General features: G+C 55.2%; 23 protein-coding genes, 1 tRNA gene and 1 pseudogene. 15 read left to right on the top strand and 10 right to left on the bottom strand.

The window, feature by feature from the left end; translation table 11 throughout:
* Positions 1–124 precede the first annotated feature (124 nt).
* The 9 genes from C1J02_RS21205 to C1J02_RS17045 all read left to right on the top strand — a co-directional run bounded on the left by C1J02_RS21205 (position 125) and on the right by C1J02_RS17045 (position 9907).
* Complete coding sequence (locus C1J02_RS21205; RefSeq protein WP_254693144.1) at positions 125–298, top strand: hypothetical protein; 174 nt, start codon at positions 125–127, stop codon at positions 296–298.
* Positions 267–719: an alpha/beta hydrolase gene (locus C1J02_RS17080; protein ID WP_254693143.1), complete on the top strand. Its 453-nt coding sequence runs from the start codon at positions 267–269 to the stop codon at positions 717–719. The genes C1J02_RS21205 and C1J02_RS17080 overlap by 32 nt, the downstream gene beginning before the upstream one ends.
* Positions 716–1213 (top strand): MOSC domain-containing protein, encoded by a 498-nt coding sequence (locus tag C1J02_RS17075; RefSeq protein WP_114879652.1) that lies wholly within the window; start codon positions 716–718, stop codon positions 1211–1213. The genes C1J02_RS17080 and C1J02_RS17075 overlap by 4 nt, the downstream gene beginning before the upstream one ends.
* Before the next feature lie 209 nt (positions 1214–1422).
* Positions 1423–1863, top strand: a complete 441-nt coding sequence (locus tag C1J02_RS17070; RefSeq protein ID WP_114880677.1) for a universal stress protein — start codon at positions 1423–1425, stop codon at positions 1861–1863.
* Positions 1864–1880: 17 nt separating this feature from the next.
* A complete protein-coding gene (locus C1J02_RS17065; protein WP_114879651.1) occupies positions 1881–3428 on the top strand; it encodes a sodium:alanine symporter family protein in 1548 nt (515 codons plus the stop codon).
* A gap of 174 nt (positions 3429–3602) precedes the next feature.
* The gene (locus tag C1J02_RS17060) at positions 3603–4205 is read left to right on the top strand and encodes a nicotinate-nucleotide adenylyltransferase (RefSeq protein ID WP_114879650.1); all 603 of its coding nucleotides are present in this window, start codon (positions 3603–3605) and stop codon (positions 4203–4205) included.
* 124 nt (positions 4206–4329) lie between these two features.
* Positions 4330–5835, top strand: coding sequence for a D-alanyl-D-alanine carboxypeptidase/D-alanyl-D-alanine-endopeptidase (dacB, locus tag C1J02_RS17055; protein ID WP_254693142.1), 1506 nt, complete (start codon positions 4330–4332; stop codon positions 5833–5835).
* Between the two features lie 151 nt (positions 5836–5986).
* Positions 5987–7396 carry a hypothetical protein gene (locus tag C1J02_RS17050; RefSeq protein ID WP_114879649.1) on the top strand — a complete coding sequence of 470 codons (1410 nt, stop codon included), beginning with the start codon at positions 5987–5989 and terminating at the stop codon, positions 7394–7396.
* 222 nt (positions 7397–7618) lie between these two features.
* On the top strand, positions 7619–9907 hold the full coding sequence (locus tag C1J02_RS17045) for a glycosyl hydrolase family 28-related protein (RefSeq protein ID WP_114879648.1): 2289 nt from the start codon (positions 7619–7621) through the stop codon (positions 9905–9907).
* A gap of 62 nt (positions 9908–9969) precedes the next feature.
* Here the strand turns inward: C1J02_RS17045 and C1J02_RS17040 are convergent, their stop codons facing one another.
* Positions 9970–10641, bottom strand: coding sequence for a hypothetical protein (locus tag C1J02_RS17040; protein ID WP_114879647.1), 672 nt, complete (start codon positions 10639–10641; stop codon positions 9970–9972).
* 141 nt (positions 10642–10782) lie between these two features.
* The gene (locus C1J02_RS17035) at positions 10783–10968 is read right to left on the bottom strand and encodes a PLD nuclease N-terminal domain-containing protein (protein WP_114879646.1); all 186 of its coding nucleotides are present in this window, start codon (positions 10966–10968) and stop codon (positions 10783–10785) included.
* A 160-nt stretch (positions 10969–11128) separates the two neighbouring features.
* Between C1J02_RS17035 and C1J02_RS17030 the strand changes: the two genes are divergently transcribed.
* Complete coding sequence (locus tag C1J02_RS17030; RefSeq protein WP_114880675.1) at positions 11129–11425, top strand: hypothetical protein; 297 nt, start codon at positions 11129–11131, stop codon at positions 11423–11425.
* A gap of 112 nt (positions 11426–11537) precedes the next feature.
* On the opposite strand, the gene uvrB is transcribed toward C1J02_RS17030, so the two are convergent.
* Both uvrB and C1J02_RS17020 read right to left on the bottom strand, forming a co-directional pair.
* Complete coding sequence (uvrB, locus tag C1J02_RS17025; RefSeq protein ID WP_114879645.1) at positions 11538–13745, bottom strand: excinuclease ABC subunit UvrB; 2208 nt, start codon at positions 13743–13745, stop codon at positions 11538–11540.
* 134 nt (positions 13746–13879) lie between these two features.
* Positions 13880–14164 carry an antifreeze protein gene (locus C1J02_RS17020; protein WP_114880674.1) on the bottom strand — a complete coding sequence of 95 codons (285 nt, stop codon included), beginning with the start codon at positions 14162–14164 and terminating at the stop codon, positions 13880–13882.
* Between the two features lie 140 nt (positions 14165–14304).
* Here C1J02_RS17020 and C1J02_RS17015 point away from each other — a divergent pair, with 140 nt between their 5' ends.
* The 4 genes from C1J02_RS17015 (at position 14305) to C1J02_RS17000 (ending at position 16354) form a co-directional block, all read left to right on the top strand.
* Entirely contained in the window at positions 14305–14616 is a 312-nt protein-coding gene (locus tag C1J02_RS17015) for an ETC complex I subunit (protein WP_114879644.1), read from the top strand.
* 150 nt (positions 14617–14766) lie between these two features.
* On the top strand, positions 14767–15459 hold the full coding sequence (locus tag C1J02_RS17010) for a phosphatidylserine decarboxylase (RefSeq protein WP_114879643.1): 693 nt from the start codon (positions 14767–14769) through the stop codon (positions 15457–15459).
* A complete protein-coding gene (locus tag C1J02_RS17005) occupies positions 15456–16202 on the top strand; it encodes a phosphatidylcholine/phosphatidylserine synthase (protein ID WP_114879642.1) in 747 nt (248 codons plus the stop codon). Before C1J02_RS17010 ends, C1J02_RS17005 begins: the two co-directional genes overlap by 4 nt.
* Before the next feature lie 75 nt (positions 16203–16277).
* Positions 16278–16354 (top strand) — tRNA-Arg (locus C1J02_RS17000).
* Positions 16355–16898: 544 nt separating this feature from the next.
* Here the strand turns inward: C1J02_RS17000 and C1J02_RS16995 are convergent.
* The 4 genes from C1J02_RS16995 to C1J02_RS16980 all read right to left on the bottom strand — a co-directional run bounded on the left by C1J02_RS16995 (position 16899) and on the right by C1J02_RS16980 (position 20443).
* Complete coding sequence (locus C1J02_RS16995) at positions 16899–18233, bottom strand: TRAP transporter large permease subunit (RefSeq protein WP_114879641.1); 1335 nt, start codon at positions 18231–18233, stop codon at positions 16899–16901.
* A gap of 1 nt (position 18234) precedes the next feature.
* Positions 18235–18786, bottom strand: a complete 552-nt coding sequence (locus tag C1J02_RS16990; protein WP_114880673.1) for a TRAP transporter small permease subunit — start codon at positions 18784–18786, stop codon at positions 18235–18237.
* Positions 18787–18849: 63 nt separating this feature from the next.
* Positions 18850–19875, bottom strand: coding sequence for a TRAP transporter substrate-binding protein (locus tag C1J02_RS16985; protein WP_114879640.1), 1026 nt, complete (start codon positions 19873–19875; stop codon positions 18850–18852).
* Positions 19876–19906: 31 nt separating this feature from the next.
* Positions 19907–20443: a gluconokinase gene (locus C1J02_RS16980; protein WP_114879639.1), complete on the bottom strand. Its 537-nt coding sequence runs from the start codon at positions 20441–20443 to the stop codon at positions 19907–19909.
* A 111-nt stretch (positions 20444–20554) separates the two neighbouring features.
* Between C1J02_RS16980 and C1J02_RS16975 the strand changes: the two genes are divergently transcribed.
* Positions 20555–21565, top strand: coding sequence for a LacI family DNA-binding transcriptional regulator (locus C1J02_RS16975; RefSeq protein WP_114880672.1), 1011 nt, complete (start codon positions 20555–20557; stop codon positions 21563–21565).
* Here the strand turns inward: C1J02_RS16975 and C1J02_RS16970 are convergent.
* Together C1J02_RS16970 and C1J02_RS16965 are read right to left on the bottom strand one after the other, a co-directional pair.
* On the bottom strand, positions 21562–22758 hold the full coding sequence (locus tag C1J02_RS16970; protein WP_114879638.1) for a mandelate racemase/muconate lactonizing enzyme family protein: 1197 nt from the start codon (positions 22756–22758) through the stop codon (positions 21562–21564). The genes C1J02_RS16975 and C1J02_RS16970 overlap by 4 nt on opposite strands.
* A gap of 360 nt (positions 22759–23118) precedes the next feature.
* Positions 23119–24542: pseudogene (locus C1J02_RS16965) on the bottom strand (transposase).
* Between the last annotated feature and the right edge of the window lie 17 nt (positions 24543–24559).

The raw sequence follows: 24559 nt of genomic DNA, 5'->3' as shown, positions 1-24559 counted from the left end.
GTCAAATGGGGTTTTGCCCTGCAATATCGCGCCAATGGGACAAGATCAACGCAGAGCTTTGGGGCGAATTTTCATTGGCGCGTTAATAACGCTGTGGGTTGCGGCGTGCAGCTTGGCGGTGCAGTTGGCCAAGCCGCCAAATTTGTATCTGGATGGCAAGAATTATCCCGACACTCTGGTGCGGCTTGAGTTGCAGGTGGTGTCACCCCCGATCTTTTATATCACAGATCGTGAACCTGAACGCGAGGATGGCCGGATCACCGGATATGGCACGGACCGTAATTCTTGCCGCACCTGATCTGGATGTCGGGGTCGTGCGTCAGCGGTTGTTGTCTGAGCGGTTCTCGGAGGCCTTTGAACAGGTGAATATCTATGTAAACCCGGATGACATAGCTTTGCGGTTGTCATCCTATTTGACCAAATATCCGCGCATTGGCGCGGCAGAAGACGAAGATTTCAAGCCCGGCGAAGTTCAGAGCCTGCGCAAACAGGGGTTGATTCATATCATTCGGGTTGAAGAAACAGCGAGTGGTGACAGCCATTCCTATTTCAGGGGCAATCCTGCGGTATTGTCAGATATCGTATTGGCTTTGCGGACCCGCGCGTTTCCGGGTGGGACGCTGCGACCGCTGGAGGAAGACCCTGATTTCATCTGGCGGCTGCATCCGAATTATCCATTGGAACGCCTGCCGGAGATTGAGATTGAATCGCTGCGATGAGTGAACTTCATGCCCTCATCGAAAGGTATGCGCAGCCCGGTCGTGTCGAAGCGATATTACTGCGGCCTGAACGGTTGGCGGTCCCTGTTTCAGTCACCCGCGCGGACATTACTGCGGATGGGATAGTCGGAGATCATGGGCGTCCGGGCAAGCACGCGGTGACGTTGATCCAGGCTGAACATCTGCCTGTCATCGGAGCCATGTTGGATCAGCCGGCAATTGATGCATCGGTTCAGCGGCGCGAGCTGGTGATCAGCAGGCTAAATCTGAATGCCCTAAAGGGACGCCAGTTACAGATTGGGCAGGCAGTTTTGGAGATAACCACCATCTGCGCACCGTGCAGTCGTATGGAAGCGGCACTGGGGCCGGGTGGGTATTCAGCGATGCGGGGACATGGAGGTTGGTGCGCCAATGTGGTCAAGCCCGGAGAGATAAAGCAGTGCGACACTGTGACGCCTTTGGCAGTTAAGCCGAATCTCAATAGCGATGCGTGAATTATCGAAATCACTAGGTATTTGCCCAAAAAAGGTCGAATAACCTTTCAGGAGGTCAAAAAACAGTCGATTTCTTGTTCACCTTCTTGTTACGCTCATCACAACCTGTGATGAGTCTGATCACATCAGTTCATTGTAGGGAGGGACGCTGAATTGCGTTTGCACAATTTCAGGTGCGCGCGGTATCGGTGAAAAAACAGGAAAAAAATATGTCAAAAACCACAATTGTTGTGGGTCTGGACGGGTCAGATGCAGGCGCGCGCGCGCTGGATTTTGCCAAAGCTCAGGCCAAACAAATCGGCGATTGCACAATTGCCATTTGTTATGTGATCGAATGGTCGCCGTTTTCATTTCAGACACCGGAAGAAAACGAAATGCGGCATAAACGGCGCGAAGAAGAGCTGACCATGGCCCGTGAACGCGTGCTGGACCCCGCTGTAAAAGAAACGACAGCGGCAGGGTACAAAGTCGAAGGGATCATCAAACACGGTGATGTGGCAGACATCCTTGATGATGTCGCCAAAACACATGGTGCGTCGCAGATCGTTGTGGGCCGGGTGGGCGCACGGGGTTTGAAGGAGCGCTTGTTTGGTGGCGTTACCGGACGGTTGGTGGCTGCATCAAGCGTTCCCGTCACGATCATCCCTTGAAATTGAGGTAAGCAAACATGAAACGATTTATTCAAACGGGGATGGCCGCCGCTGCGCTGTCTGTCCCCACATTCGCTGCTGCCCAAGAAGCCGTCAGCATGGACCAAAAGATCAATGATCTTTTTGCGGGATCGACTGGATGGTTCGTGAACCTGATCTTTGCACCGCTACCGGGTACTGCGTTCCCTTGGATCGTGCTGTGGCTTGTTGTGGCCGCATCAATCTTTACCATCTATTTTGGCTTTATTCAGCTCAGAGCCTTTGGGCATGCGATCAGCCTTGTCAAAGGTGACTATTCTGATCCCGATGATGCGGGCGAGGTTAGCCATTTCCAAGCGCTGACAACGGCGCTTTCGGGTACTGTTGGTTTGGGTAATATCGCCGGTGTGGCGGTTGCCGTTGGTATTGGTGGTCCGGGTGCCACGTTCTGGATGATCCTTGCGGGTCTTTTGGGGATGGCGTCCAAATTCACTGAATGTACGCTGGGTGTGAAATACCGAAATGAATACCCGGACGGGGCGGTTTCCGGTGGCCCGATGTATTATATGTCAAAGGGTTTTGCGGAGCGCGGATTGCCGGGTGGCAAGTTTCTGGCGATCATGTTCTCAATCTTTTGTATCCTGGGTGCATTGGGCGGGGGCAACATGTTCCAAGCCAACCAAGCACATGCGCAAATCTCGGGTATTTTTGGCGATTTCCCAGGCTGGATCACAGGCATCATCTTTGCCGGTGTCGTATTCGCAGTGATCGTCGGCGGGATCAAATCCATCGCACAAGTGACTGAAAAGGTCGTGCCATTCATGGGCATTCTTTATGTCGCGGCGGCGTTGGTGATCCTGATCGTCAACTACCAGCACATTGGCGATGCGTTTGGCCAGATCTTTGCCGGGGCCTTTACCGGGCTTGGTGTTGCAGGTGGTTTTGTCGGTGCATTGATCCAAGGCTTTAAGCGGGCGGCGTTTTCGAACGAAGCGGGCGTTGGTTCTGCGGCAATTGCGCACTCTGCGGTGAGAACCAAAGAGCCTGTGACCGAAGGCGTCGTATCCTTGTTGGAGCCGTTCATCGACACGGTTGTGATCTGTACGATGACTGCCCTCGTGATCACCATTTCAGGTACGTTGATCGTTGATCCGGCAACTGGTCTGTTCCAGTTGAATGAAGCCGGAACGGCCATCGCAACTGTTGATGGTGTATCGGGCGTGGCACTGACATCGGCGGCCTTTGCCACCGGGTTCAGCTGGTTCCCCTATGTGCTGGCCGTTGCAGTCGTTCTGTTCGCGTTCTCGACCATGATCAGCTGGTCCTACTATGGCCTGAAGGCATGGACTTATATCTTTGGCGAAGGCAAAACGACCGAGCTTGTGTTCAAGATCATCTTCTGCATCTTTATCGTGATTGGTGCGGCGGCCAGCCTTGGTCCGGTCATCGACTTCTCTGATGCGGCGATCTTTGCCATGTCGGTTGTAAACATCACGGCATTGTATTTCTTGATGCCAATCGTAAAGCGCGAAATGAACAGCTATTTTGGCCGCCTGAAATCAGGCGAGATCAAGAAGCACGTTTGATCGGTAGCACTTTCGAAAAACCTGCATCACTTAACGCTGCCTGAAATCGAAGATTTCAACGCGTTAAGTGATATTCTATTCGCCAGGTATTTCGAGAAGTACTTTGATCAAGATTGACAAAGGGCCGAGATGCCCGTTTGAACGGCCCCTAAGGTAACTTGGGGGCCGTTTCTTTTGCGCCATCACTTTCCATATGCAGCACCGGGGCAGGTTATCGGCCTGTTGGGAGGGTCGTTTGACCCTGCGCATGCCGGGCATGCGCATATCACCCGCGAGGCCCTCAAACGGTTCGGGCTGGATCGGGTGTGGTGGCTGGTGACGCCGGGCAATCCTTTGAAAAGACACGGGCCAGCGCCATTGGCCAAACGGCTGGCCCATGCGCGTGACGTGATGCAGCACCCCCGCGTTGAGGTCACGGACATAGAAAACCGGATCGGGACGCGGTACACGGCGCAAACCCTGGCAAAGTTGCGCGGGCTTTACCCGCAGGTGCGGTTTGTCTGGTTGATGGGGGCGGACAATCTGGCGCAATTTCATCACTGGCAGGACTGGCGGCAGATTATGGAAACGGTGCCGGTGGGCGTGCTTGCCCGGCCGGGACAGCGAATTTCGGCGCGGATGAGCCGGGCGGCAGCACTTTATGCGCCTTACCGCATTGCGGGTCGGCATGCGCAATTGCTGGCACATTCAAAGGCACCTGCGTGGTGTTTTGTGAATGTGCCGATGGTGGATGTGTCGTCCAGTGCCATTCGTGCGGCGGGCGCGTGGTCCGCGTAGCCGGGCAGGGGCGCGGGTGTGACCACGCCGCAAAAGCATAGTGCCGGAACCATGGTGGTCCGGCGCTAAAATGTGATTTGCGGGAGCTTGTGGACGGGGCCGAGGTGCGGTTTAAGTTGTCCTCATGAGCAATGGTTTGTCACGTCGCATATCGCGGCGATATTTCCTGGGGTCGGTGGGTGCCAGCACCGTGATGGGATCGCAGGTTTTTGCGGGACCACCAACGGCGTCCTTGCGCCCGGTGTTGCGCGGTGAAGACTTTTATAAGCGCGCGGTGCGCAGCGCCGAAGAGATCATTCGATCAGAAAAGCTGTCCGGGCAGGTGGCCTTTGCGGTGGCGGATGTGCGCACCGGGCGGTGGCTGGAGTGTGAAAACGAACGCGAAGGCACGCCCCCGGCGAGTGTGACCAAGGCGATCACAGCGCTTTATGCATTGGATGCATTGGGTGCGGATCATCGGTTTACGACCCGGCTTTGTGCGACAGGGGGCATCGTGAATGGGGAGGTTCAGGGGGATCTCATCTTGATCGGCGGTGGTGATCCAACGCTTGATACAGACGGTCTGGCGGATATGGCGGCCGAGTTGAAGGTCAAGGGCGTGCGCAGTGTGAAGGGCGATTTCAAAGTATATGAGGCGTCCTTGCCGGTGCTGCGCCAAATTGACCCTGAACAGCCCGATCATGTGGGCTATAACCCCGGCGTGTCTGGCATCGCGCTTAACTACAACCGGGTGCATTTTGAATGGAAACGGGCGGGTGGTGATTACACCGTCACCATGCAGGGCCGCACAGAGAAATACCGCCCATCTGTCATGATGGCTGCTATGCAGGTCAAGGACCGCAAGGTACCGATCTATACCTACGAGGATCTTGCGGGCCGGGACAACTGGACCGTTGCCAAGGGCGCGCTGGGCAATGGGGGCGCGCGGTGGCTGCCGGTGCGCAAGCCGGGTCTTTATGTTGGCGACGTTTTTGCCACGCTGGCGGGGTCACAAGGCATCAGGTTGGGGCGGCCCCAGATGATCACAGAGCTGCCAACCGGGACGCTTGTTGTGACACGCAAAAGCGGCGACCTGCGCGGCATTCTGCGAGATATGCTGAAATTTTCGACCAACCTGACGGCAGAGATGGTGGGGCTTGCTGCGACCCAAAAACGCATCGGTGCGGTTGGGAGCTTGCGGGCATCGGCCGCCGAGATGAACCGATGGGCGATCGCATCGCTGGACATGGTCGCGCCGAAGCTGGTGGACCATTCGGGACTGGGCGATGACAGCATGGTCTCGGCCTTGGATATGGCGAGGGCGCTGCTGAAAATGCGCGACACCGGGTTGCGGCCGATCCTCAAGCAATTCGTGATGCGGGATGAAAAGGGGCGTCCGAATGACAATCACCCGATCATCGTGAATGCCAAGACCGGAACGCTGAATTTCGTCTCTGGTCTTGCCGGGTATGTGACGGCCAAGGACGGAACAGAGTTGGTTTTTGCCATCTTTGCCGCGGATGAGGCAAAGCGCATCAAGATCAGCCGTGCAGACCGGGAACGCCCGCCCGGTGCCCGGTCGTGGAATGGGCGGGCCAAACGCGTTCAACAGGCGCTGATTGAGCGCTGGGGTGTGATGTACGGGGGGTGATGGGGTTGGGGCAATGTCGGCTTTGAGCCCAAAGCAGACGCATTGTAAGCGGAATTCAGTGATCCAGTGTTGGGGGTATGATCCATGTCAATTACCGTGTGTTGATCGTTGCTATAGTCGGTTGGGATTTCAACAGAGGGGTTTCATAACTATGAATCTTGGCCGACGCGCGGCAGCAATTTTCGTTATGGCGTTTTTTTTCGGTGCCCCTGCAGCCAGCGGAACCGAGGAAGAGTTTGGCGATTTACTCGAAGTAGGTCGGACACACGATGCTCTGGCGCTCGCCGAGACATGGGTTCGAGTTGAAGATTCTCAAAAAGCCAAGTTTGCGCTTGGAACTGCTCAATTCCTATACGCAATCGAGCGATTGGGAAACGGGCTCCACGCGTTTGGTCTCGGTAATGCCGTGTCAACCGGGATGTGGATGGACCTTGCGGATCTTCCATTCTTGAGGGTCCCAGTGCCTCCAAACCCAGACCCACAGCCAGTCACATATGAAGGGCTACGCGATGTCCTACAAAGATTTGGTGACGATCTTTCCTTGGCTGACATGACTCTCGCGGGCATTGGCACTGAAGAGTTCGACTATGCATTGGACATTGGCGCTTTGTCGCTTGACTTGGATGGTGATGGTCAGGTTGGGCCGGAAGAAAACCTCGTCAATCTGTTCTCGGCGGTTTCTCAAATGAGACCCCCAGCCAGGGGTCTAAAGTTTGATTTTGACCAAAGCGATGCCCCCTGGCTTCGTGGTTATACTCATCTCTTGCGAGCAATGACCGAGTTTCTGCTGGCGCACGATTGGCGCCAAACCTTTGACGAAACTTTCCATTTCCTGTTTCCCGACTCAAAACTGAAATCCTCTGAAATTCGCAGCTCCGCCGCAGACGCCATGATTTTCTTGGAACAGCATGCGCCCCCAATCGGCTATTGGGAAGCCACCAGATCCTACGACTGGAATGACCCAAACAAGCCCAGTCGCGAGTCGTGGGCAAGCACACCCAAAGGTCGCGAATGGGCGAAATGGAACCGAGAATACGGATCGGAATATCGCCGGGCGGAGAATTTCCTGGAGTATGGAGGCATTGCCGACATCATTGCATTCATTCACCGTTTCGATTGGCCAATTGTCGACGAAGGTCGGATGGCAAATTCTAGAATTCACCTGTTGACGATGATTGATCTGAGCAGGGAGAACTGGCGTCGCATACTCCAAGAAAGCGACGACAAGTACGAGTGGCTGCCTTCCCCCAAGCAAACCCCAAGGTTCCCGAGAATGCGAGTCAATCAGCAGGTTGTTGAAGGTTGGCACGGGTTTCTTGATACAGCCGAAGATGTACTTGAGGGTCGCAAGTTGATTGCCCATTGGCGTTTCTTAGATAAAGGCGTCAACGTTCGACGTATGTTCGAAGACCCGGGAACGTTCGATCCGGTGATGATCGCACAAGGGGCGACGGTAATTCCATATCTTGAGGAGGGCGAGATGGTCTCAGCTCAAACCGCTGAGACTATGATCGACATCTTCGAGAGGGGATTTTTCGCCTACTTCGTTTGGTTCAATTAAGGGTTAAATTGTTTGTCCAATCGAGAAGTCCCGACGGCGGCTAAGTCCCGCAAAACAGACCTTACCAAATTACCACCCGTTGCGCCCCCCACCGCACGCACCTCGCATCCTCCATTAACCCGACATTGATACTTCCCTGACCTCGCACCGGCAGTCGTCGGGCTTTGACAGCAATCAACGGGTTGCCGCGTTTTTGCAGGCACCGGGGAAAGGGATTTTTCGATGAACAAGGCGATTACCGACGGCGTATTGTTGATGCCACCTGCGTTTGCGGATGGGTTGGATGTGTATTCAAGCGGCGACGGCACGCCGGGGTCGGATACCTATGCCAATGCCACGAATGCGGCCTTTGTGCCGGCGGATCAGGATTTTGGCGGCACGTTGGAGATGCTCAAGACACAGTCCACCCAGACCCTGCGCTATATGGGGCAGACACCGTTGTTACCGGGGTGCTACCTGCGGGTGAGTGCAAAAGTGAAGGCGATCAGTGGCAATCTGCCATCGGTGCGCATCGCAGGCTATCCGGCATTGGGTGACGGGAGCAAAGTCACAGGTGTTCCCGAATTTGGCCCGGCCAAACCGCTCACGGCCTACGGTGAGGTGGTCGAGGTCAGTGCAATTATTGGCGCGGGGTCACGCGGCGGTGTTGATATGGTTTGGGGACCGGATGCGGTTTACGGCCATCTGGGGCTGGACCTTATTGGTCAAATTGGCGGCGTCGAGCGCATTGACGACATTCAGATTGAAGATGTCACATCTGTTTTCCTGCGCGACCTCGTATCGTTGATTGACGTGACGGATTATGGCGCAGTCGGTGACGGGGTGACCGATTGCACGACCGCGTTTGAGGCGGCAAATGCCGCGGCCAATGGGCGCACTGTCTTTGTCCCTACAGGTACTTTCTTGCTGAATGGCGACGTGACGTTTGACACGCCGGTCAAGTTTGAGGGCAAAGTGACAATGCCGGCCACAGCGCAATTGCTGCTGCGCCGGAACTTTGACTTGCCCAATTACATTGAGGCATTCGAGGATGAAGAGGTTGCATTCCTGAAGGCGTTTCAGGCTCTGCTAAACAGCTCTGATCATGAATCTTTGGATTTGGGGGGGCGAAAGGTCTATGTCCTGAAACCCCTGGACATGCAGGCGGCAGTCCCGGATCGGTCCAGTTTTGCCACACGGCGGGTGATCCGAAACGGGCAGCTGGAAGCGGGGCCAAGCACCGCATGGGACACGGTCGAAGTCACGTCGCAGGCGAGCTATTCACCGTCTAACGCTAACCTTTTGACAGGCGTGACGAACGTCGCAAACGTGCCTGTTGGCGCATTGGTCGAAGGGACGGGCGTCGGTCGTGAGGTATATGTTCTGTCCAAAAATGAGGTGACACAAGAGGTTACACTAAACGCGCCGCTCTATGATGCGGCGGGCACGCAGAATTTCACCTTTCGCAAATTCCAGTATCTGATTGATTTCAGCGGCTTTAGCCAGCTCAGCAAGTTCGTGATGGCTGATATTGAGTTTCAGTGTAACAACCGATGCAGCGGTGTGATGCTAGCCCCGTCAGGGTCCACTTTTCACATGCGCGATTGCTTTATCAGCCGCCCGATGGACCGAGGTCTGACGTCAACTGGCACGGGCTGCCAGGGGATGTTTGTGGACCGCTGTCAGTTCCTGTCGTCGGAAGAGGGCGAGCTGGTGTCAAATCGCAAGACGATCGCGTTGAATACCAATGCCAATGACGTCAAGCTGCGCGACAACCGTGCCACTCAGGTTAGGCATTTCGCGTTGGTTGCCGGGCAAAATTCGATCATCAGCGGCAACCACTTTTTTCAAGGGGATTCCGTTTCAAACGGCATCCGCTCGGCTGGGCTTGTCCTGACATCTCCACATTCTAGTTCGATTGTTACCGGCAATTATGTGGACAATTGTTTCATCGAATGGAGCAACGAACAGGACTCCGCACCAGAGTTCAATACGGAGTATTCGTTCAGTTCACTCAGCATCACGGATAATATTTTCCTGTCCGGCGATGTGGCCCCCTGGTTCAGCTATATTGTGATCAAGCCGCACGGCGCGGGCCATTTTCTGAGCGGGGTCAGCATCACCGGTAACAGGTTCCGCAGCATCATCGGGGCGATTGACCAGGTGGAGCGGGTGGACACAACCTTTGCCGATCTGAACATTTCGCGATGCAGAAACGTGGTGATGAAAGGCAATTCGTTTCATGCCGTCACCGCGCAGGTCCAGAACGCGGCAGAGATTGAGTTTACGCAAAACACCCTTTCTGACAGTTGGGACATTGATACATCCGGATATCTGCCCTTTGGGGGGCAGGCGCTGAATGTGGATTCCGTTGTGGCCCAAGGTGCCATCAAGGATGCATCGGACGTGACGCAGTACGCCATGCCTTATGTTCAACAGATTCAGGGACCGAACCGGGATCGCATTCGCGTCGTCTGGCCGACACCGGTCAAGGGTAAGGTGCTGGTTGTCGTGCGAATGGACAACCGCTGAACCAAATCAATGCCTGTATCTGGCCCTGCTTGATTGATCAGGCGGGGCCAATTTTTTGCGCCTCAGAATTCGCGCCAGAGACCAATTTTGATGGCGGTGTATTCCGGGTTTCCAAGCTGGCTGTCTGCGCCGATCTGCAATCGGTATTTGGCGTTGCGCGGCTTGATCACAATTGAAGGGGCGATGCTGGCATAAGTCTCTCTGTCCAGATGGGCCAGATAGAGTTGCAGCATGCCAGCGGTGACGTCGGTGAAATTAAGCCCAACTGTCGTATCAATCTTTGTGAGGTGATGGCTTGTGGTTAATTCCCATGACACTGATGCGTCAACGGAGGCCCATCCATGCGTATCCCTAAGGGTGAACCCACGCCCCCAGGATACGCCGGTCTTGAGATAGGGAAGGACGATGAAATCCACCCAAGCTGCCCCCACGCCAAGCTCATAGGCCCATTTGTTGGGGCCGTTGTTCTTGCCAAGCGGGCGGCGGATAAAGATCGTACCGTAGCCTGATTGGGTGCCTTGACGGCTGGTTGCATAGCCGATGTCGGCCCCGATGGTCAGATCATCACGCCAGCCGTATTCCAGATAAGAGGTGTTGGTCGTGTCGCGAAACCAAGTTGAGGTGAACGATACCGATGTGAAACTGGTGCCTTTCTCGCGCATCCACGCACCGGCATCGGCGCTGGTTGCCCAAACGATCCAGATTAGAAAAACAATTAATGAACCAGACCGCATCGGAAACTCCCGTTAACGATCATAGTTAATTATAGTTAACAAAGAGTTATCAGGTGTGGGGCGGCGACAGAACGGGAAAAGGCCCAAAGCGAACGCTTTGGGCCTGACAGTTGTGTGGTAGAAACTTAGCTCCGTGCGGACTTAGGCCCGAACAGACGCGCCCCGTGGACCCGCGATGAGCCACACGATAAAGCCGACCACCGGGAAGACCAGAACACCAACAATCCAAAGCAGTTTCGCCAGAGTTGAAGCGCTGGATGTGAAGATCTGGTAGATCGCGTAGATGTCAGCGATCAATACCAATAGGCCGAGTATTCCATATTCCATTTTGTCTCTCCTGAGTGTGTGAGTGCATGTCCTTAACTGCTCACCCAACACTCAGAATTATTCAAAGGTTCCATAAAAAATTTTTGGAACTTTCTGCGCGACAGGGATGTTGCTTCAGAGGAAGGCCCGATGGGTCAAGGAATTGAATAAGGAATATAATGTGAAAACCTCTGTTGTTGTTATTGGCGCTGTTGCCGCCGCTGTTGTGATCGCCGCGGGTGTGTACATGATTGATATCGATCAGACCCAGGAAGCGCGTTTGCCGGATGTAGATGTTTCAATTGAGCCCGGCGCGTTGCCTGAATTCGAGGCCGAGGTTGGATCAATTGCGCTGACCAGTGAAGAGGTGACAGTCGATGTGCCAGAGGTCGAAGTGACCATGGAAGAGAAGACGATCACGGTGCCGGGCCTTGAAATCACTGCGCCCGAAGATGCCGAGGCGACTGCTTCAGACTAAAAAGTTTGGCCAACGAGTGGCTATCACAGAGCGCCTTCCAAGAGATTGGAGGGCGTTTTTCTATGCAGATCGCTCTTTCAATGACCAAGGCACGATGCCCCAACACCAAGCGTTATCGCTTGCCGCCATACCGCGATTTTCCGCCGCGCATGCCGCCGCGTCCACCGGTGCTGCGCCCTGATGCTTTTTGGGCGTCGCCCACGGCTTTTTCCACCGCGTATTGCCGCGCCATCGGATCGTCGGCAATCACCAGATCAACCGCCTCAAGGCGTTTGACCTCATCGCGCAACCGGGCCGCTTCTTCAAACTCAAGGTTCTCGGCAGCCTTACGCATATCGGTTCGCAGTCCGTCGAGCACGGTTTGCAGATTGCCACCTGCCAGCGGATTGTCGATCTTGGCGGTAACGCGGTTCATGTCCACGTCGCCTTTGTAGAGGCCCGCCAGAATATCATCGACGTTCTTTTTTACCGTCTGCGGCGTGATCCCGTGTTCTTCGTTATAGGCCAGTTGTTTGGCGCGGCGGCGGTCTGTTTCGCCAATCGCGCGTTCCATCGACCCGGTGATGCGGTCGGCGTACATGATCACACGACCATCGGCGTTGCGCGCGGCGCGGCCCACGGTTTGGATGAGCGAGGTTTCAGAGCGCAGAAACCCTTCCTTGTCGGCATCGAGAATTGCAACCAATCCGCATTCCGGGATGTCCAGGCCTTCGCGCAGCAGGTTGATGCCGATCAGCACATCGAACGCCCCCAGCCGCAGATCGCGCAGAATTTCGATCCGTTCGATGGTGTCGATATCGCTGTGCATATAACGCACGCGTATGCCCTGTTCGTGCATGTATTCGGTCAGATCTTCGGCCATGCGTTTGGTCAGCGTGGTGCATAGGGTGCGATAGCCGTCGGCAGCGACCTTGCGGACTTCATCAAGCAGGTCATCCACCTGCATTTCAACGGGGCGGATTTCAATCTGAGGATCGATCAGCCCGGTGGGTCGGATCACCTGTTCGGTGAAAACACCGCCAGTTTGCTCAATCTCCCATTTGGCAGGGGTGGCCGACACAAACACCGACTGCGGGCGCATCGCGTCCCATTCTTCAAACTTTAGCGGGCGGTTGTCCATGCACGAGGGCAGGCGGAAGCCATGTTCGGCCAGTGTGAATTTGCGCCGATAGTCGCCTTTGTACATGCCGCCAATCTGCGGCACCGACACGTGGGATTCATCTGCAAAAACAATCGCATGATCTGGAATGAATTCGAACAGCGTCGGGGGCGGTTCGCCCGGTGCGCGGCCCGTCAGATAACGGGAATAGTTCTCGATGCCGTTGCAGACGCCTGTCGCCTCCAGCATCTCAAGATCGAAATTGGTGCGCTGTTCCAGCCGCTGTGCCTCAAGCAGTTTGCCGTCTGCGACAAGCTGATCCAGCCGGGTGCGCAGTTCTTTCTTGATGCCGATGATCGCCTGCGACATCGTTGGTTTCGGCGTCACGTAGTGGCTGTTGGCATAGACACGGATCTGGTCAAATGTATCGGTCTTTTCACCTGTCAGCGGGTCAAATTCCGTGATGCTTTCCAGTTCCTCGCCAAAAAATGACAGCCGCCATGCCCGATCATCCAGGTGAGCGGGGAAGATTTCGAGTGAATCGCCGCGCACCCGGAACGATCCGCGCTGAAACGCGGCATCGTTGCGTTTGTACTGCTGGGCAACCAGATCGGCGATGACCTGACGCTGGTCGTAATTCGACCCGGTTTTCAAATCCTGCGTCATCGCGCCATAGGTTTCGACCGACCCGATGCCGTAAATGCACGACACAGAGGCCACGATGATCACATCGTCCCGTTCCAGCAGCGCGCGGGTGGCCGAGTGGCGCATGCGGTCGATCTGTTCGTTGATCTGGCTTTCTTTTTCGATGTAGGTATCGGACCGCGCCACATAGGCTTCGGGCTGGTAATAGTCATAATAGCTGACGAAATATTCCACGGCGTTGTCGGGAAAGAACCCTTTGAATTCGCCATAAAGCTGGGCGGCCAGCGTCTTGTTCGGGGCCAGAATAATCGCCGGGCGCTGCGTTTCCTCAATCACCTTGGCCATGGTGAAGGTTTTGCCGGTGCCGGTGGCACCCAGCAGCACCTGATCGCGTTCGCCGCCCAAGACACCGTCGGCCAATTCGCGGATTGCGGTGGGCTGATCGCCTGCCGGTTCAAATTCGGTGTGCAGCTTGAACGTCCTGCCGCCTTCCAGCTTGGGCCGGCTGCGCACATCCGGGGCGGGATTTGCCAAAATCGGCATCCCGGCAGAAGAATCGGTTTGGGCATAGGGCATGGCGGCGTCCTTGGGTGGCGAACTCCATAGGTGTCATGTTTGGCATCAGGTTCAAGGGGGCGGACCCTCCTTGTTGTCAAAAACTGTCAGCAGCCGGGATTGCGGCGCAACAGCGGTCGCAATGACCTGTCAGGTCACTTCATCAACCGTTTCCGGTTGGCGCGGACTTTTCTGCTTAAAGGGGCCATCGCGGCGCTGATGATCTTGTCGGGTGTATTGCCCGCCATCGCGGCCTTTGAAGCGGCAGCATAAGCCTTGGCCATTGCAGGTGCCTTTTCAGCAACCATGCGGTTGTTTTCGCCGCGCCGAGCCGGGATCGCGCCGCTCATTCCCATCAGACGCAGCGTCATCACGGCATGGGTATCCATCACCAGCGATGTCATCTGTGCCTGTAGGTTCAAAAGAGCGAAAGGATTCATCAACGGCTCCAATATCATATCCATCTACATATATGCTGCATCGCAGCATTGATAGTGCAAATGTGCAATCTGGCGCATTCTCTTGCCCATGGTGTCGGAATATCGGATAAGTCTCTACCGACTTGATCAATGAGGCAGACATGCGCGCACGTATCTATCAACCCGCCCGGACCGCGATGTCATCGGGCACGGCAAAAACCAAATCCTGGGTGTTGGAGTTTGCCCCCTCCGAATCCCGTGAGGTTGACCCATTGATGGGCTGGACGTCTTCTTCTGATACCCAGTCACAGATCCGCCTACAATTTGCCACGCGCGAAGAAGCGGTTGATTATGCACGCGAAAACAAGATCGATGCACAGGTGCAGGACCCCCAGAAACGCAAACCCAACATCCGCGCTGGCGGGTACGGCGAAAATTTTGCCACGGGCCGTCGCGGTGCCTGGACCCATTGATCTGCGCTGGGGGCGCTGGCGTTGATGGGTCGCATACGCCACCGACATGACGATTTAACTGCCCCTTGCTGTGCGGCACCAAAGACCGGACTTTGGCGTGCCGGATGGCTCTGATCCCTTCATCCCTTCACGATTTTTGAAAGAACTGCCATGAATATGCTCAAGATCGTTGCGGTGCCCATGCACAAGGAAGGCCGCAAATTCGTGGCGATCTTTGCTGTCATCGCCATCATTCTGGGCTTTATCTGGGATCCTTTGTTCTGGATCGGATGTGGCGCGACGGTCTGGTGTTATTACTTTTTTCGCGACCCTGTGCGCATCGTCCCGCAGCGCGAGGGGCTGGTCATCTCACCTGCGGATGGGGTTGTATCGCTCATTTCCGATGTGGTCCCGCCCGTTGAACTGGAACTCGGCGATGCCCCGCTAACCCGGATATCGGTCTTTATGAATGTCTTTAACTGCCATGTGAACCGCGCGCCGATCGCGGGCAAAGTGACCCAGATCGCCTATCACAAGGGCAAATTTGTGAACGCGTCGCTTGATAAAGCCAGCGAACACAACGAACGCAATGGTCTGACCATCGAGAGTGCGTCAGGTGCGCGCATCGGCGTTGTTCAGATTGCCGGACTGGTCGCGCGGCGCATTGTCTGTTTTGTGCAACCGGGAGAGGCTGTCGGGCTTGGCCACCGGTTCGGCCTGATCCGCTTTGGCAGCCGCCTTGATGTGTATCTTCCAAAAGGGGTCAAACCATCGGTCTGCCTTGGTCAGACGTCGGTGGCCGGGGAAACCATACTTGCGGACCTGACAGAACCCGATACGGCCTGCCACGGTATCGCAGTATGAACGGCTCCCATCGCATAAAGCTGCGCCATATTGTCCCAAGTGTGGTCACCGTTTTTGCGATTTGCGCGGGGCTGACCTCGGTCCGGATGAGCCTTGAGGGCCGCATTGAGACGGCGTTGTACTTTATCCTGCTGGCTGTATTTCTGGATGCCGCTGATGGCAAGCTGGCCCGGTTTCTGGATACCGCAAGCCCGTTTGGCGCGGAACTGGATACGTTGGCGGATTTCTTCAACTTTGGCATCGCACCGGGCCTGTTGCTGTATCAAACGCTTTATTTTGGGACCGAACATGCGAATATGGGCTGGCTTGCGACCCTGGTGCTTGCGGTCTGCTGTGCCTTGCGGCTTGCGCGGTTCAACCTGTCAATCGGGGCCTCCACCGTCAAACTGAAAAAGGATGACTTTTTTGTCGGGGTGCCGGCCCCTGCGCTTGCCTGCCTCGCGCTGATGCCCGTTTTCATGCAGCTTTATGGCTGGCCTGTCGCGGATTATCCTTTCATGCGCACCATCTACATCATCGGCGTTGGCCTGCTCGCGATCAGCACCATTCCGACGTTTTCGATCAAACATGCGTCGATCAAGCAAAGGCACCTCGCCGTCGCCATCGTTGTTGCGGTTGTATTGGTGGTCTGCCTGATGGTCTATCCCTGGCCCACATTGATCACGGCCAACCTGATGTACATGGCATCATTGCCGTTCTCATATTTGTCGTACAAAAAACATGTCACGTTGGCGACGCCCTGACCGGTCAGAACAATGCCGCCCGCGCGCGATCAAGGCTTGCCAAATTCAGACCGATGATGGACAACCGCGCGCAGCGGTCCCGTAGCTCAACTGGATAGAGCACCTGACTTCTAATCAGGATGTTGGGGGTTCGAGTCCTCCCGGGATCGCCAGAACCAAAACGTAGAACGTCAGATAAATCTGACCTTCACGTCATCAACTGACCCAATACGGTTAATCGGACCTTCGTGGGCTTAGCGGCCAATGCCGGGTCAGAGCCCATTTTGCCAGGTTTCTGTCGTGCAGCTAAAGTCCGCTTTCGGGATGCCAAAAGATCACTCGCAGAAAACACTGCTCGAACCGGACATTACCTATAACTCTCAAATGCAACGGCGCTGCTCGCCGAAGCGGCCATTCGTGGTTGGGGCAGCATTTCGGAGCCACAAACGTCGGTCAGCAGACAACGCTGCAGGTCAGCCTAGCGTTTTTCGAATCTGCTTTCGACCAATTTCTGAAATTCCTCAACATTGCACCCGCTCGTGAATATCAGGTTTAATGCTGTTGGAACGACTAATACCGTCATATGCACCAACGCCTTTGACGCCCGCCACGAATGCTATCCCTTCGAAATAGGCGAGCCGATATCTTGGCGAAATTCACGATTCACCAAACGAGTTGTCGCATCTAACGAAACGACAACTCGAGTAGGTTAATCCGCTAAAGACCTTCAATCAGCGTGATCCCCGGGAAAGCAAGTAGCAACGCTAGGGCAAGGATTTGCAACCCGATGAACGGCAAGAGCGATTGGAAGATCTCTCCCAGTGAAATATCAGGCGGCGCTACGCTTTTGAGGTAGAACGCAGCCGGACCGAAGGGAGGCGACAAGAAGCTGACCTGCATGTTCATCGCAAAGACAACACCGAACCACACCGGATCATATCCCAGTGACACGACGATAGGTACGAAGATCGGCATCGTCAAAAGCGCGATACCGACCCAGTCTAAAAACATGCCCAATACAAACAAGATCAACATCATAAACAGGATGATTACGATCGGCTCTTCGGAAATTCCGGTGATCAGTTCGGACACGAAATTAATTCCGCCCATCAGGTTGAAAACGCCCACAAGGGCCGTCGCGCCGATCCCGATCCAGACGATCATACCGACGGTTGCCAGCGTCTGACGGGCTGCCCCGAACAGCAAAGCCATCGAGAATTCACCGCGCACAACGGTGGACAAGGTCACACCAAGTACGCCCACGGCAGAAGCCTCGGTGACACTGGCGATGCCACCATAAATCGACCCCAGCACGAAGAACACGACCAAACCGGGCAAAAACAAACCTTTGAGCAGCCGGAGCTTTTCTGCGGGTGGGATTTCACCTTCTTCAGGGATCGGAGCCATCGCAGGGTTAAAATGGACGCGTACCAGAATATAGACCACGTAAAGCCCAGCCAGCATAAGGCCCGGTACAAAAGATGCGGTAAACAGATCACCGATCGAGACGTTGGCGGTCAGCCCGTAGACGATGAGAACGATAGAAGGCGGGATCATGGTGCCCAACGCGCCGCCCGCGCAGCAAACCCCGATGGCCAACTTGCGGTCATATCCAAGGCGCAGCATTTGCGGCAGAGCAAGCAGGCCCAGCAAGACGACTTCGCCGCCGATGATACCTGACATCGCGGCCAAGACGACAGCAACCAGCAAGGTTTGGATGGCCACACCACCGCGCAACCGTCCGCCAACAAGACGCATGGCGTCGAACAGATCGCGGGCGATGCCTGACCTGTCCAGGATTGCGGCCATCAACACGAACATCGGGACCGACACAAAGACGAAGGAATTCACAAAACTGAAAATGCGGCTGGTGATCAGCGGAACGGCCATCGGGCCAAACCAGCCCAAAGCAAAGATCAACGCGACCAGTAGGGTCACAAACGCGAGCGGCATCCCGGTCAGAAGCAGCAGCAGCAATGAAGCGAACATTGCAAATGTCGCCCATTCGATGCCCATCGACTTGAAGTCGATCAGTAATGAAAGCCACTCCATATTAGTGGTCCTTTTTCTTGAAATAGGCAGCCGTCAAAATAAGAAACTGCACCGCCATGACGATGAGGATCAAAAACAAAAAGACCTTCAAAAAACCGGGTGTGGGCGGGTTCCATGCAGAACCTGATGTCTCAAGCCGGAAATCTCCGGCAGGGGTCCAGATGGCGCGTTCAACGCCTTTCCAAGCCGCCCAAGCGAAAATGACAGAGGCCAGAAAACAGGTGATCGATATTGCGATATCAAAGTATCGGCGCACCGGTTTGGGAAGGTAGTCGTAGATCAGTACGACCCGGATATGCGTGTTCCGCGCAACCACATATAGTCCGCCATAGACGAAAGCGATTGCCGTCAGGAATATGACCGTTTCATGGGCCCAGATCGTTGGGGCGTTCAGAACGTAGCGCAGGAAAATCTCGATCACGAGGATCCCTGCTGAAATGAGAATGCCAATCGCAAAGACAATGCCAATTGCATTGATAATGCGGCCAAGCGGGCCAGAATCTGGATCAGCGCCAGGGTCTTCATGCAAGCGTTCAATAATTTCTTCGGTCATGGAAGCCCCCTTAAAATTGTTGCCCCGCCCGCGCATTGCGGGCAGGGCATTTGTTTTCGCGATCTACTGAGAGATCATGCCTTGCGAGACAAGATAGCCTGTCAAAACGTCGTAGACGCGCTGTGCATTCGGGGACTGGCTTGCGACCTTGCTCCATTCGCCTTGGGCAATTGTGCGGAACTTAGCGCGTTCTGCTGCTGACCAGTTATGAACAGTGATGTTTGGGTCTGCGTTGGCTTCAGCCACTGCAAGCGTGTCGTTGGCAGCCAGCTTTGCGACCATGTTGTGCGCGAAATCACGCACTGACATTTCCAGGATCGCTTGAATGTCTGCTGGCATGCTGTCCCAAGTCCCTTCGTTGATGGACACTTCGACAAGCGGCATAGAGTGGAAGCCGGGATAGACCGGATGGGTTGCGACGTCATGCATACCTTGGGCATGGTTGGTCGAGAACACGGTGTAGTCAGCCGCGTCGATCACGCCTTTATCAAGCGAGGTGAAAACCTCTGAACCGGGCAGGTTCACAGGCGCTGCACCGGCGGCCGCGAACACTTGCTGCACCAGACCTTCTGGCGCGCGCATCTTCAGACCAGCCAGATCAGCAACGCCGTCCAGAGGCACCTTGGAAATGAACGCTTCGAGACCCGGTGTGGTAGCACCAATAAAGTGCAGGCCATAAGGTTCAAGGATTTCGCGCATCAGTTCATTGCCGCCGCCATATTCAAGAAAGGCGAACATCTCATACGGGGATGACCATGCGCCAACGGGGTTGGCGATCAGGCCAAAGGCCGCGTCTTTGCCGGTGAAATAAGACGTGTCAGTGATGTGGCCGTCGATGATACCGGCAGCAACTGCGTCTTGCGTCTCGGTGTGCTGGACGATGGAATTCACCGGCAGCATTTCGATCTCGACCCGACCATTGGTCAAGGCTTTGACGCTGTTGGCCCATTCGACCTTGAGTTCATAGTTCGGGTTGCCTGCAGGGTCCGATGACTGGAAGCGCAATGAATAGTCTTGCGCGACTGCAGCGGTTGCGAGGCCAAGTGCCATGGCGACGCTTGCCGTGAGTGTTTTGAAGTTTAGCGACATTGAGATACTCCTCATTTTCAATGTTTCGGGTTCAAGTAGTCTGGTGAAAAAACGAATGGCTGCGGACTGTCTGTTCGACGGTGTCGTCCACAACAGATTTTGAAGGCGCGATATCGACAGACAGCACATGCTCGTCCGGTGTCGGCAGTTCTAGAATGGCGATCTGACTATCCAAAAGAGACAGGGGCATGAAGTGATCCGACCTTTTGGAAATACGCTCCGCGATGAGATCGCGGTTGCCGTTCAGAAAGACGAACTGCGGATTCTTGATTCCATCACGCAATAAATCGCGATAACTGCGCTTGAGCGCAGAGCAAGCCATGACGACGGTTTCTGTCTGACGGGCCGTCTCGGCCGCGACTGACAAACGCTCAAGCCATGGCAACCGCATTTCATCCGACAGGGGAATGCCTTGCGCCATCGCATTTCGGTTCTCGTCTGAATGGTAATCATCAGCCTCGATAAACCGCGCACCCAGGCGCGCAGCAAGCGTGCGCCCGACAGAGGTTTTACCAACGCCACAGACGCCCATAATGATGATCGCGTAATGCTGGCTTTCAGTGGCCATGTCTAATCCCCCCGTTAATTAATTTCTAAATGTTTGCGCAATCATTTGTCAATTATCTTTTGTATGGTGCTATTTTTAGGTTATAAACATAGCGATGACAGGAAAAACACAGTGAAAAAGCCGACACTTATTGACGTCGGAAAAGAATCAGGAGTTAGCGCAATCACGGTATCACGTGCCTTGCGTGATCCAGATCGCGTGTCCAAAGCCTTGCGCGACCGTGTTTTTGCCGCCGTTGAAAAACTAGGCTATGTGCCAGACGCCGCCGCATCAACGCTCGCGTCAAAACGGTCTTCAGTGATTGGCGTGCTGGTACCTTCGTTTTCGAACTACGTCTTTTCAGATGTCCTTGCGGGCGCAAGCAGCGTGATCGAAGGCACGAAGTATTCGGTCCAAATCGGCAATACCGGCTATAGCGCACTCACCGAAGAAGCGATGATCCCAAGATTCTTGACCCTCAAGCCCGCAGGAATCATCATCGCGGGCGTGGACCAGACCGAGAAATCCCGCCAGATGCTGACGGCCGCCGATTGCCCGATTGTGCAGGTTATGGATACCTCCGAGAACCCGATTGATGTCATTGTCGGCTTCTCCAATTTTCGCGCAGCCTCCGAGGCCGTCGCACATATGATCGCACAAGGCTTTCGGCGGATCGCATTTGTCGGCACCCGCATGGACCCGCGGACGCAGCAACGGATGGCGGGGTATCGCCATATTATGGAACAGCATGGGCTGTTTGATGAGGCTTTGCTAATTACAACACCCCAAAAATCGAGTGTCGAGATTGGCCGCCACCTCTTGGGATCACTGCTTGAAGTTGTCCCAGATTGTGATGGTGTCTTTTGTAACAACGATGACGTTGCTGTCGGCATCGCGCTTGAATGTCATCGGCGCAATATCCGCATCCCGCAGGATATGGGGATTTGCGGCTTTAACGATTTAGGCACGACCTCGCAGATGCAGCCAGCGATCACTTCGGTGAATACACCGCGGGCCGAGATCGGCGCGCGCGCTGCGCAATATATTCTGGACCGGAATGCAGGCGCACCAACGCCCGAGAACCGCAATATCGACCTTGGATTTGACCTCAAAATTCGCGCATCGACTCTAAGGAAGGGCTAGGCGATTGTGATCCGGCGTGTCGTTTCAAAAACGCGGTCCAAATCAGGGTTTAACTCCAGTCCAAGACCGGGACCGGGCGGAACGGTGATCAGCCCGTCTTTGACCTCTGGCAAAGCTGTGACGATATCGCGGTACCAAGTCTTGTAGAACGCCCGCACGCTTTCCTGCACCAGCGCGTTGGTCGCGTTCAGCGAAAGATGGGTCGAGGCCGCAAGAACCACAGGCCCCGTGCAGTCATGTGGGGCAACGGGCAGATGCCAAGCTTCGGCCATCGACGCGATTTTGCGGGCCTCAGAAAGGCCGCCGCACCAACTGATGTCGAGCATGATAATTCCGCCTGCCCCAGTTTCCAAAAGGTCGCGGAACCCCCAGCGCGTGGCCAGAGTCTCAGAGGCCGAAATCGGCGATTTGGACGCGTCGGCATAGCGTTTCAGGCTTGAAAGACTGTCCATGCGGATTGGGTCCTCGTGCCAGAATGTGTCGTAGGGTTCGAGCGCGCGCGCGATTTGGATGGCGGGCAAAAGTTGCCACATGCCATGAAATTCCATCATGATATCCATCTTGTCCCCGACCGCTTTGCGTATCTTTTCGACAGGCGCAATGGCAGCTTTCATATCTTCGCTTGAAATATACTGCCCTCGGCTTTTCTCTGCCGCCTGATCGAAGGGCCAAATCTTCATGGCCGTGATACCTTCATCCAGCAGCGACAAGGCAAGCTCATCGGCGCGGTGCAAAAATCCGTTCAGGTCGTCATAACCGCCATTGTCCTGCCCGAGGGCATAGTTTGCGGTAATCTGCCCCGAGGTTTTCTTGACATAATCTGTGCCAGCACAAGTGTTGTAGGTCCGGATAGAGGACCGCGTGAAACCACCTAATAGCTGCGCAATGGGTTGGCCGGTCGCTTTGCCGAAAATATCCCAAAGGGCGATATCAAAAGCAGAGTTTCCGCGCATCTCTGCTCCGGCCGAGCGAAAACCGACATAGGTCACAAGGTCGGCGGCCAACCGGTCTATTTGTAGCGGATCCTGCCCGATGACCTTTGGCGCAATCCAGTCATGGATATGGGCCTCTACAGAGCCAGCCCCGAAAAACGTCTCTCCCAACCCGGTGATGCCCGCATCTGTCTGGACGAGAACCCAGATTAGATTTGGTCGCTCTGCGATGCGCACAGTTTCAAGGGCAGTGATTTTCATCTGATTACACTCCGGGTAAGAGGGGCGGAAACTGCCAGCATTTGGTATCATATGTTGGCAAACCACAAGTCTGCCTGACTGACTTCGGTTGGAGCAAAGCTGGCTCCGCGGGGAGCTATGCTGTCGGTCATATTCTTCGCAGTAATCGATACATTAGGTTCAGAACAGACCTGTGGCACTACAGAAAAACCTTGCATTTGGTTTTCTCAATGTCTGAATTTAATGTCCCGACGCGACTGGTTTGAACCCGCAGCGAATATCCAGTTCCCGCCGATTTCGTTGAAAAAGTCGTTAATTTCGGTGCGTCTGTTTGCGGTATCGGTTTGATTTCGTTCAGATGTCTGAAGTGTAGCCGCAGGTTCAACCAGCGGCTGGTTCCATCGGCTTGAGCTTTGCGAGTTTTCGGAGGTTTTGGGCGGTGGCTGCGAGGGTAAATTCGTCTTGAACGCCGCATGGCCCTCGCAAGCGGAGCCGTCCCAGGCCGAGGATGCGTTTGAGGTGGGCAAAGAGCATCTCGACCTTTTTGCGTCGCGCCTGGGCCTTGGGGTTGAAGTCTGATGCAGTGCATTGGCGAGCGAAGTCTCTGACGATCTCATATTTATCGCGATGGACCGAACGCGTTTCGGCGTTGGGGCAGCACTTTGCTTTTAACTCGCACCCTGAGCAGTCTGATTTCAGCGCCCGATAGTTTCGGGACCTCCAAACTGGCGCATTCCGTTTCGGATCAGAATAGATCCTCCATGTATGCCGCATCTCTTTGCCGCCCGGGCAAATGTACCGGTCGTTCTCGTCGTCCCATGTGAAGTCGGATCGTGAGAAGGTTCCGTCGGTCCGTTCGCCTTTGTTCCCTCTCGGCAGATTGCTATGCAATCGCCTGCCGGGCAATGGAAGACCGGGATGAAGGGGAGGATTTGGTGCTTTAATGCCAGCCAGACCAGAGTGTCGGAAGACCCGTAGGCCGTATCTGCCGCGATCCAATCGGGCTTCACGCCAAAGCGCTCTTCGGTCCGGTCCAGCATCTTCCTCATCGCGCCGACCTCAGCGGTCTTGTTCGACCGGCTGGCATCCACATCAACGATGATCCCATGGTCCGTGTCGATGAGGTAATTGTCGGAATACGCAAAGAACGCAGGGCCTTTGCGCGCTGCTGTCCATTGGTTGGCAGGGTGAGCATGGGCTGTGAACTTGGGCTTTGCGGAGGTCGCCGCACCGAAAGCTTCGTCGTCCAGCGTATCGAGGTACTCGCAGACGGCACACGGTGCATCATCGGGATCAATCTCGCGTGCTGCCCAATCCTCTGGGTTGCTCGAGTTCTGCTTCTGCACATCCGCGCTGATCAGGCTGGCATCGACTGCAAAGCCCTGGCCACCAACCAAGCCTTCTTGCATGCAGCGTGCCACGGTTGTCTCGAAGACATGACGCAGCAGATCGCTCTCACGGAAGCGACCATGACGATTCTTGGAAAAGCTCGAATGGTCCGGGATACGATCCGTCAGATCGAGGCGGCAAAACCAGCGATAGGCCAAGTTCAGATGCACCTCCTCGCAAAGCCGTCGCTCGGACCGGTTGCCAAAACAATAGCCAACCAACAGCATCCGGATCAGCAGCTCTGGGTCGATGGAGGGCCGACCAGTGTGGCTATAGAAATCCGCCAGATGCGCGCGGAGGCTGGTCAGATCAACAAACAGATCAATCAACCGTACAAGGTGGTCTTGCGGAACATGATCCTCCACCGAAAACTCGTAGAACAAGGCCGCTTGAGCCTCTTGCCTCGGTCCCATCATCCCCAATCCTCCCGTTC

Origin of the sequence: Sulfitobacter sp. SK011 (genome assembly GCF_003352065.1) — a bacterium.
Classification (GTDB): Bacteria; Pseudomonadota; Alphaproteobacteria; order Rhodobacterales; family Rhodobacteraceae; genus Sulfitobacter.
This window is presented reverse-complemented; position numbering and strand designations above follow the sequence as displayed.

Coding starts and splice junctions, on each gene's coding strand:
- C1J02_RS16980 (WP_114879639.1), bottom strand. CDS start 20,443: ATGGCCACTGAAAGCCAGCATTACGCGATCATCATTATGGGCGTCTGT.
- C1J02_RS17010 (WP_114879643.1), top strand. CDS start 14,767: ATGAATATGCTCAAGATCGTTGCGGTGCCCATGCACAAGGAAGGCCGC.
- C1J02_RS17005 (WP_114879642.1), top strand. CDS start 15,456: ATGAACGGCTCCCATCGCATAAAGCTGCGCCATATTGTCCCAAGTGTG.
- uvrB (WP_114879645.1), bottom strand. CDS start 13,745: ATGCCCTATGCCCAAACCGATTCTTCTGCCGGGATGCCGATTTTGGCA.
- C1J02_RS16970 (WP_114879638.1), bottom strand. CDS start 22,758: ATGAAAATCACTGCCCTTGAAACTGTGCGCATCGCAGAGCGACCAAAT.
- dacB (WP_254693142.1), top strand. CDS start 4,330: ATGAGCAATGGTTTGTCACGTCGCATATCGCGGCGATATTTCCTGGGG.
- C1J02_RS17065 (WP_114879651.1), top strand. CDS start 1,881: ATGAAACGATTTATTCAAACGGGGATGGCCGCCGCTGCGCTGTCTGTC.
- C1J02_RS17035 (WP_114879646.1), bottom strand. CDS start 10,968: ATGGAATATGGAATACTCGGCCTATTGGTATTGATCGCTGACATCTAC.
- C1J02_RS16990 (WP_114880673.1), bottom strand. CDS start 18,786: ATGACCGAAGAAATTATTGAACGCTTGCATGAAGACCCTGGCGCTGAT.
- C1J02_RS17045 (WP_114879648.1), top strand. CDS start 7,619: ATGAACAAGGCGATTACCGACGGCGTATTGTTGATGCCACCTGCGTTT.
- C1J02_RS16995 (WP_114879641.1), bottom strand. CDS start 18,233: ATGGAGTGGCTTTCATTACTGATCGACTTCAAGTCGATGGGCATCGAA.
- C1J02_RS17070 (WP_114880677.1), top strand. CDS start 1,423: ATGTCAAAAACCACAATTGTTGTGGGTCTGGACGGGTCAGATGCAGGC.
- C1J02_RS17040 (WP_114879647.1), bottom strand. CDS start 10,641: ATGCGGTCTGGTTCATTAATTGTTTTTCTAATCTGGATCGTTTGGGCA.
- C1J02_RS17075 (WP_114879652.1), top strand. CDS start 716: ATGAGTGAACTTCATGCCCTCATCGAAAGGTATGCGCAGCCCGGTCGT.
- C1J02_RS17020 (WP_114880674.1), bottom strand. CDS start 14,164: ATGAATCCTTTCGCTCTTTTGAACCTACAGGCACAGATGACATCGCTG.
- C1J02_RS16985 (WP_114879640.1), bottom strand. CDS start 19,875: ATGTCGCTAAACTTCAAAACACTCACGGCAAGCGTCGCCATGGCACTT.
- C1J02_RS17050 (WP_114879649.1), top strand. CDS start 5,987: ATGAATCTTGGCCGACGCGCGGCAGCAATTTTCGTTATGGCGTTTTTT.
- C1J02_RS17015 (WP_114879644.1), top strand. CDS start 14,305: ATGCGCGCACGTATCTATCAACCCGCCCGGACCGCGATGTCATCGGGC.
- C1J02_RS17080 (WP_254693143.1), top strand. CDS start 267: ATGGCACGGACCGTAATTCTTGCCGCACCTGATCTGGATGTCGGGGTC.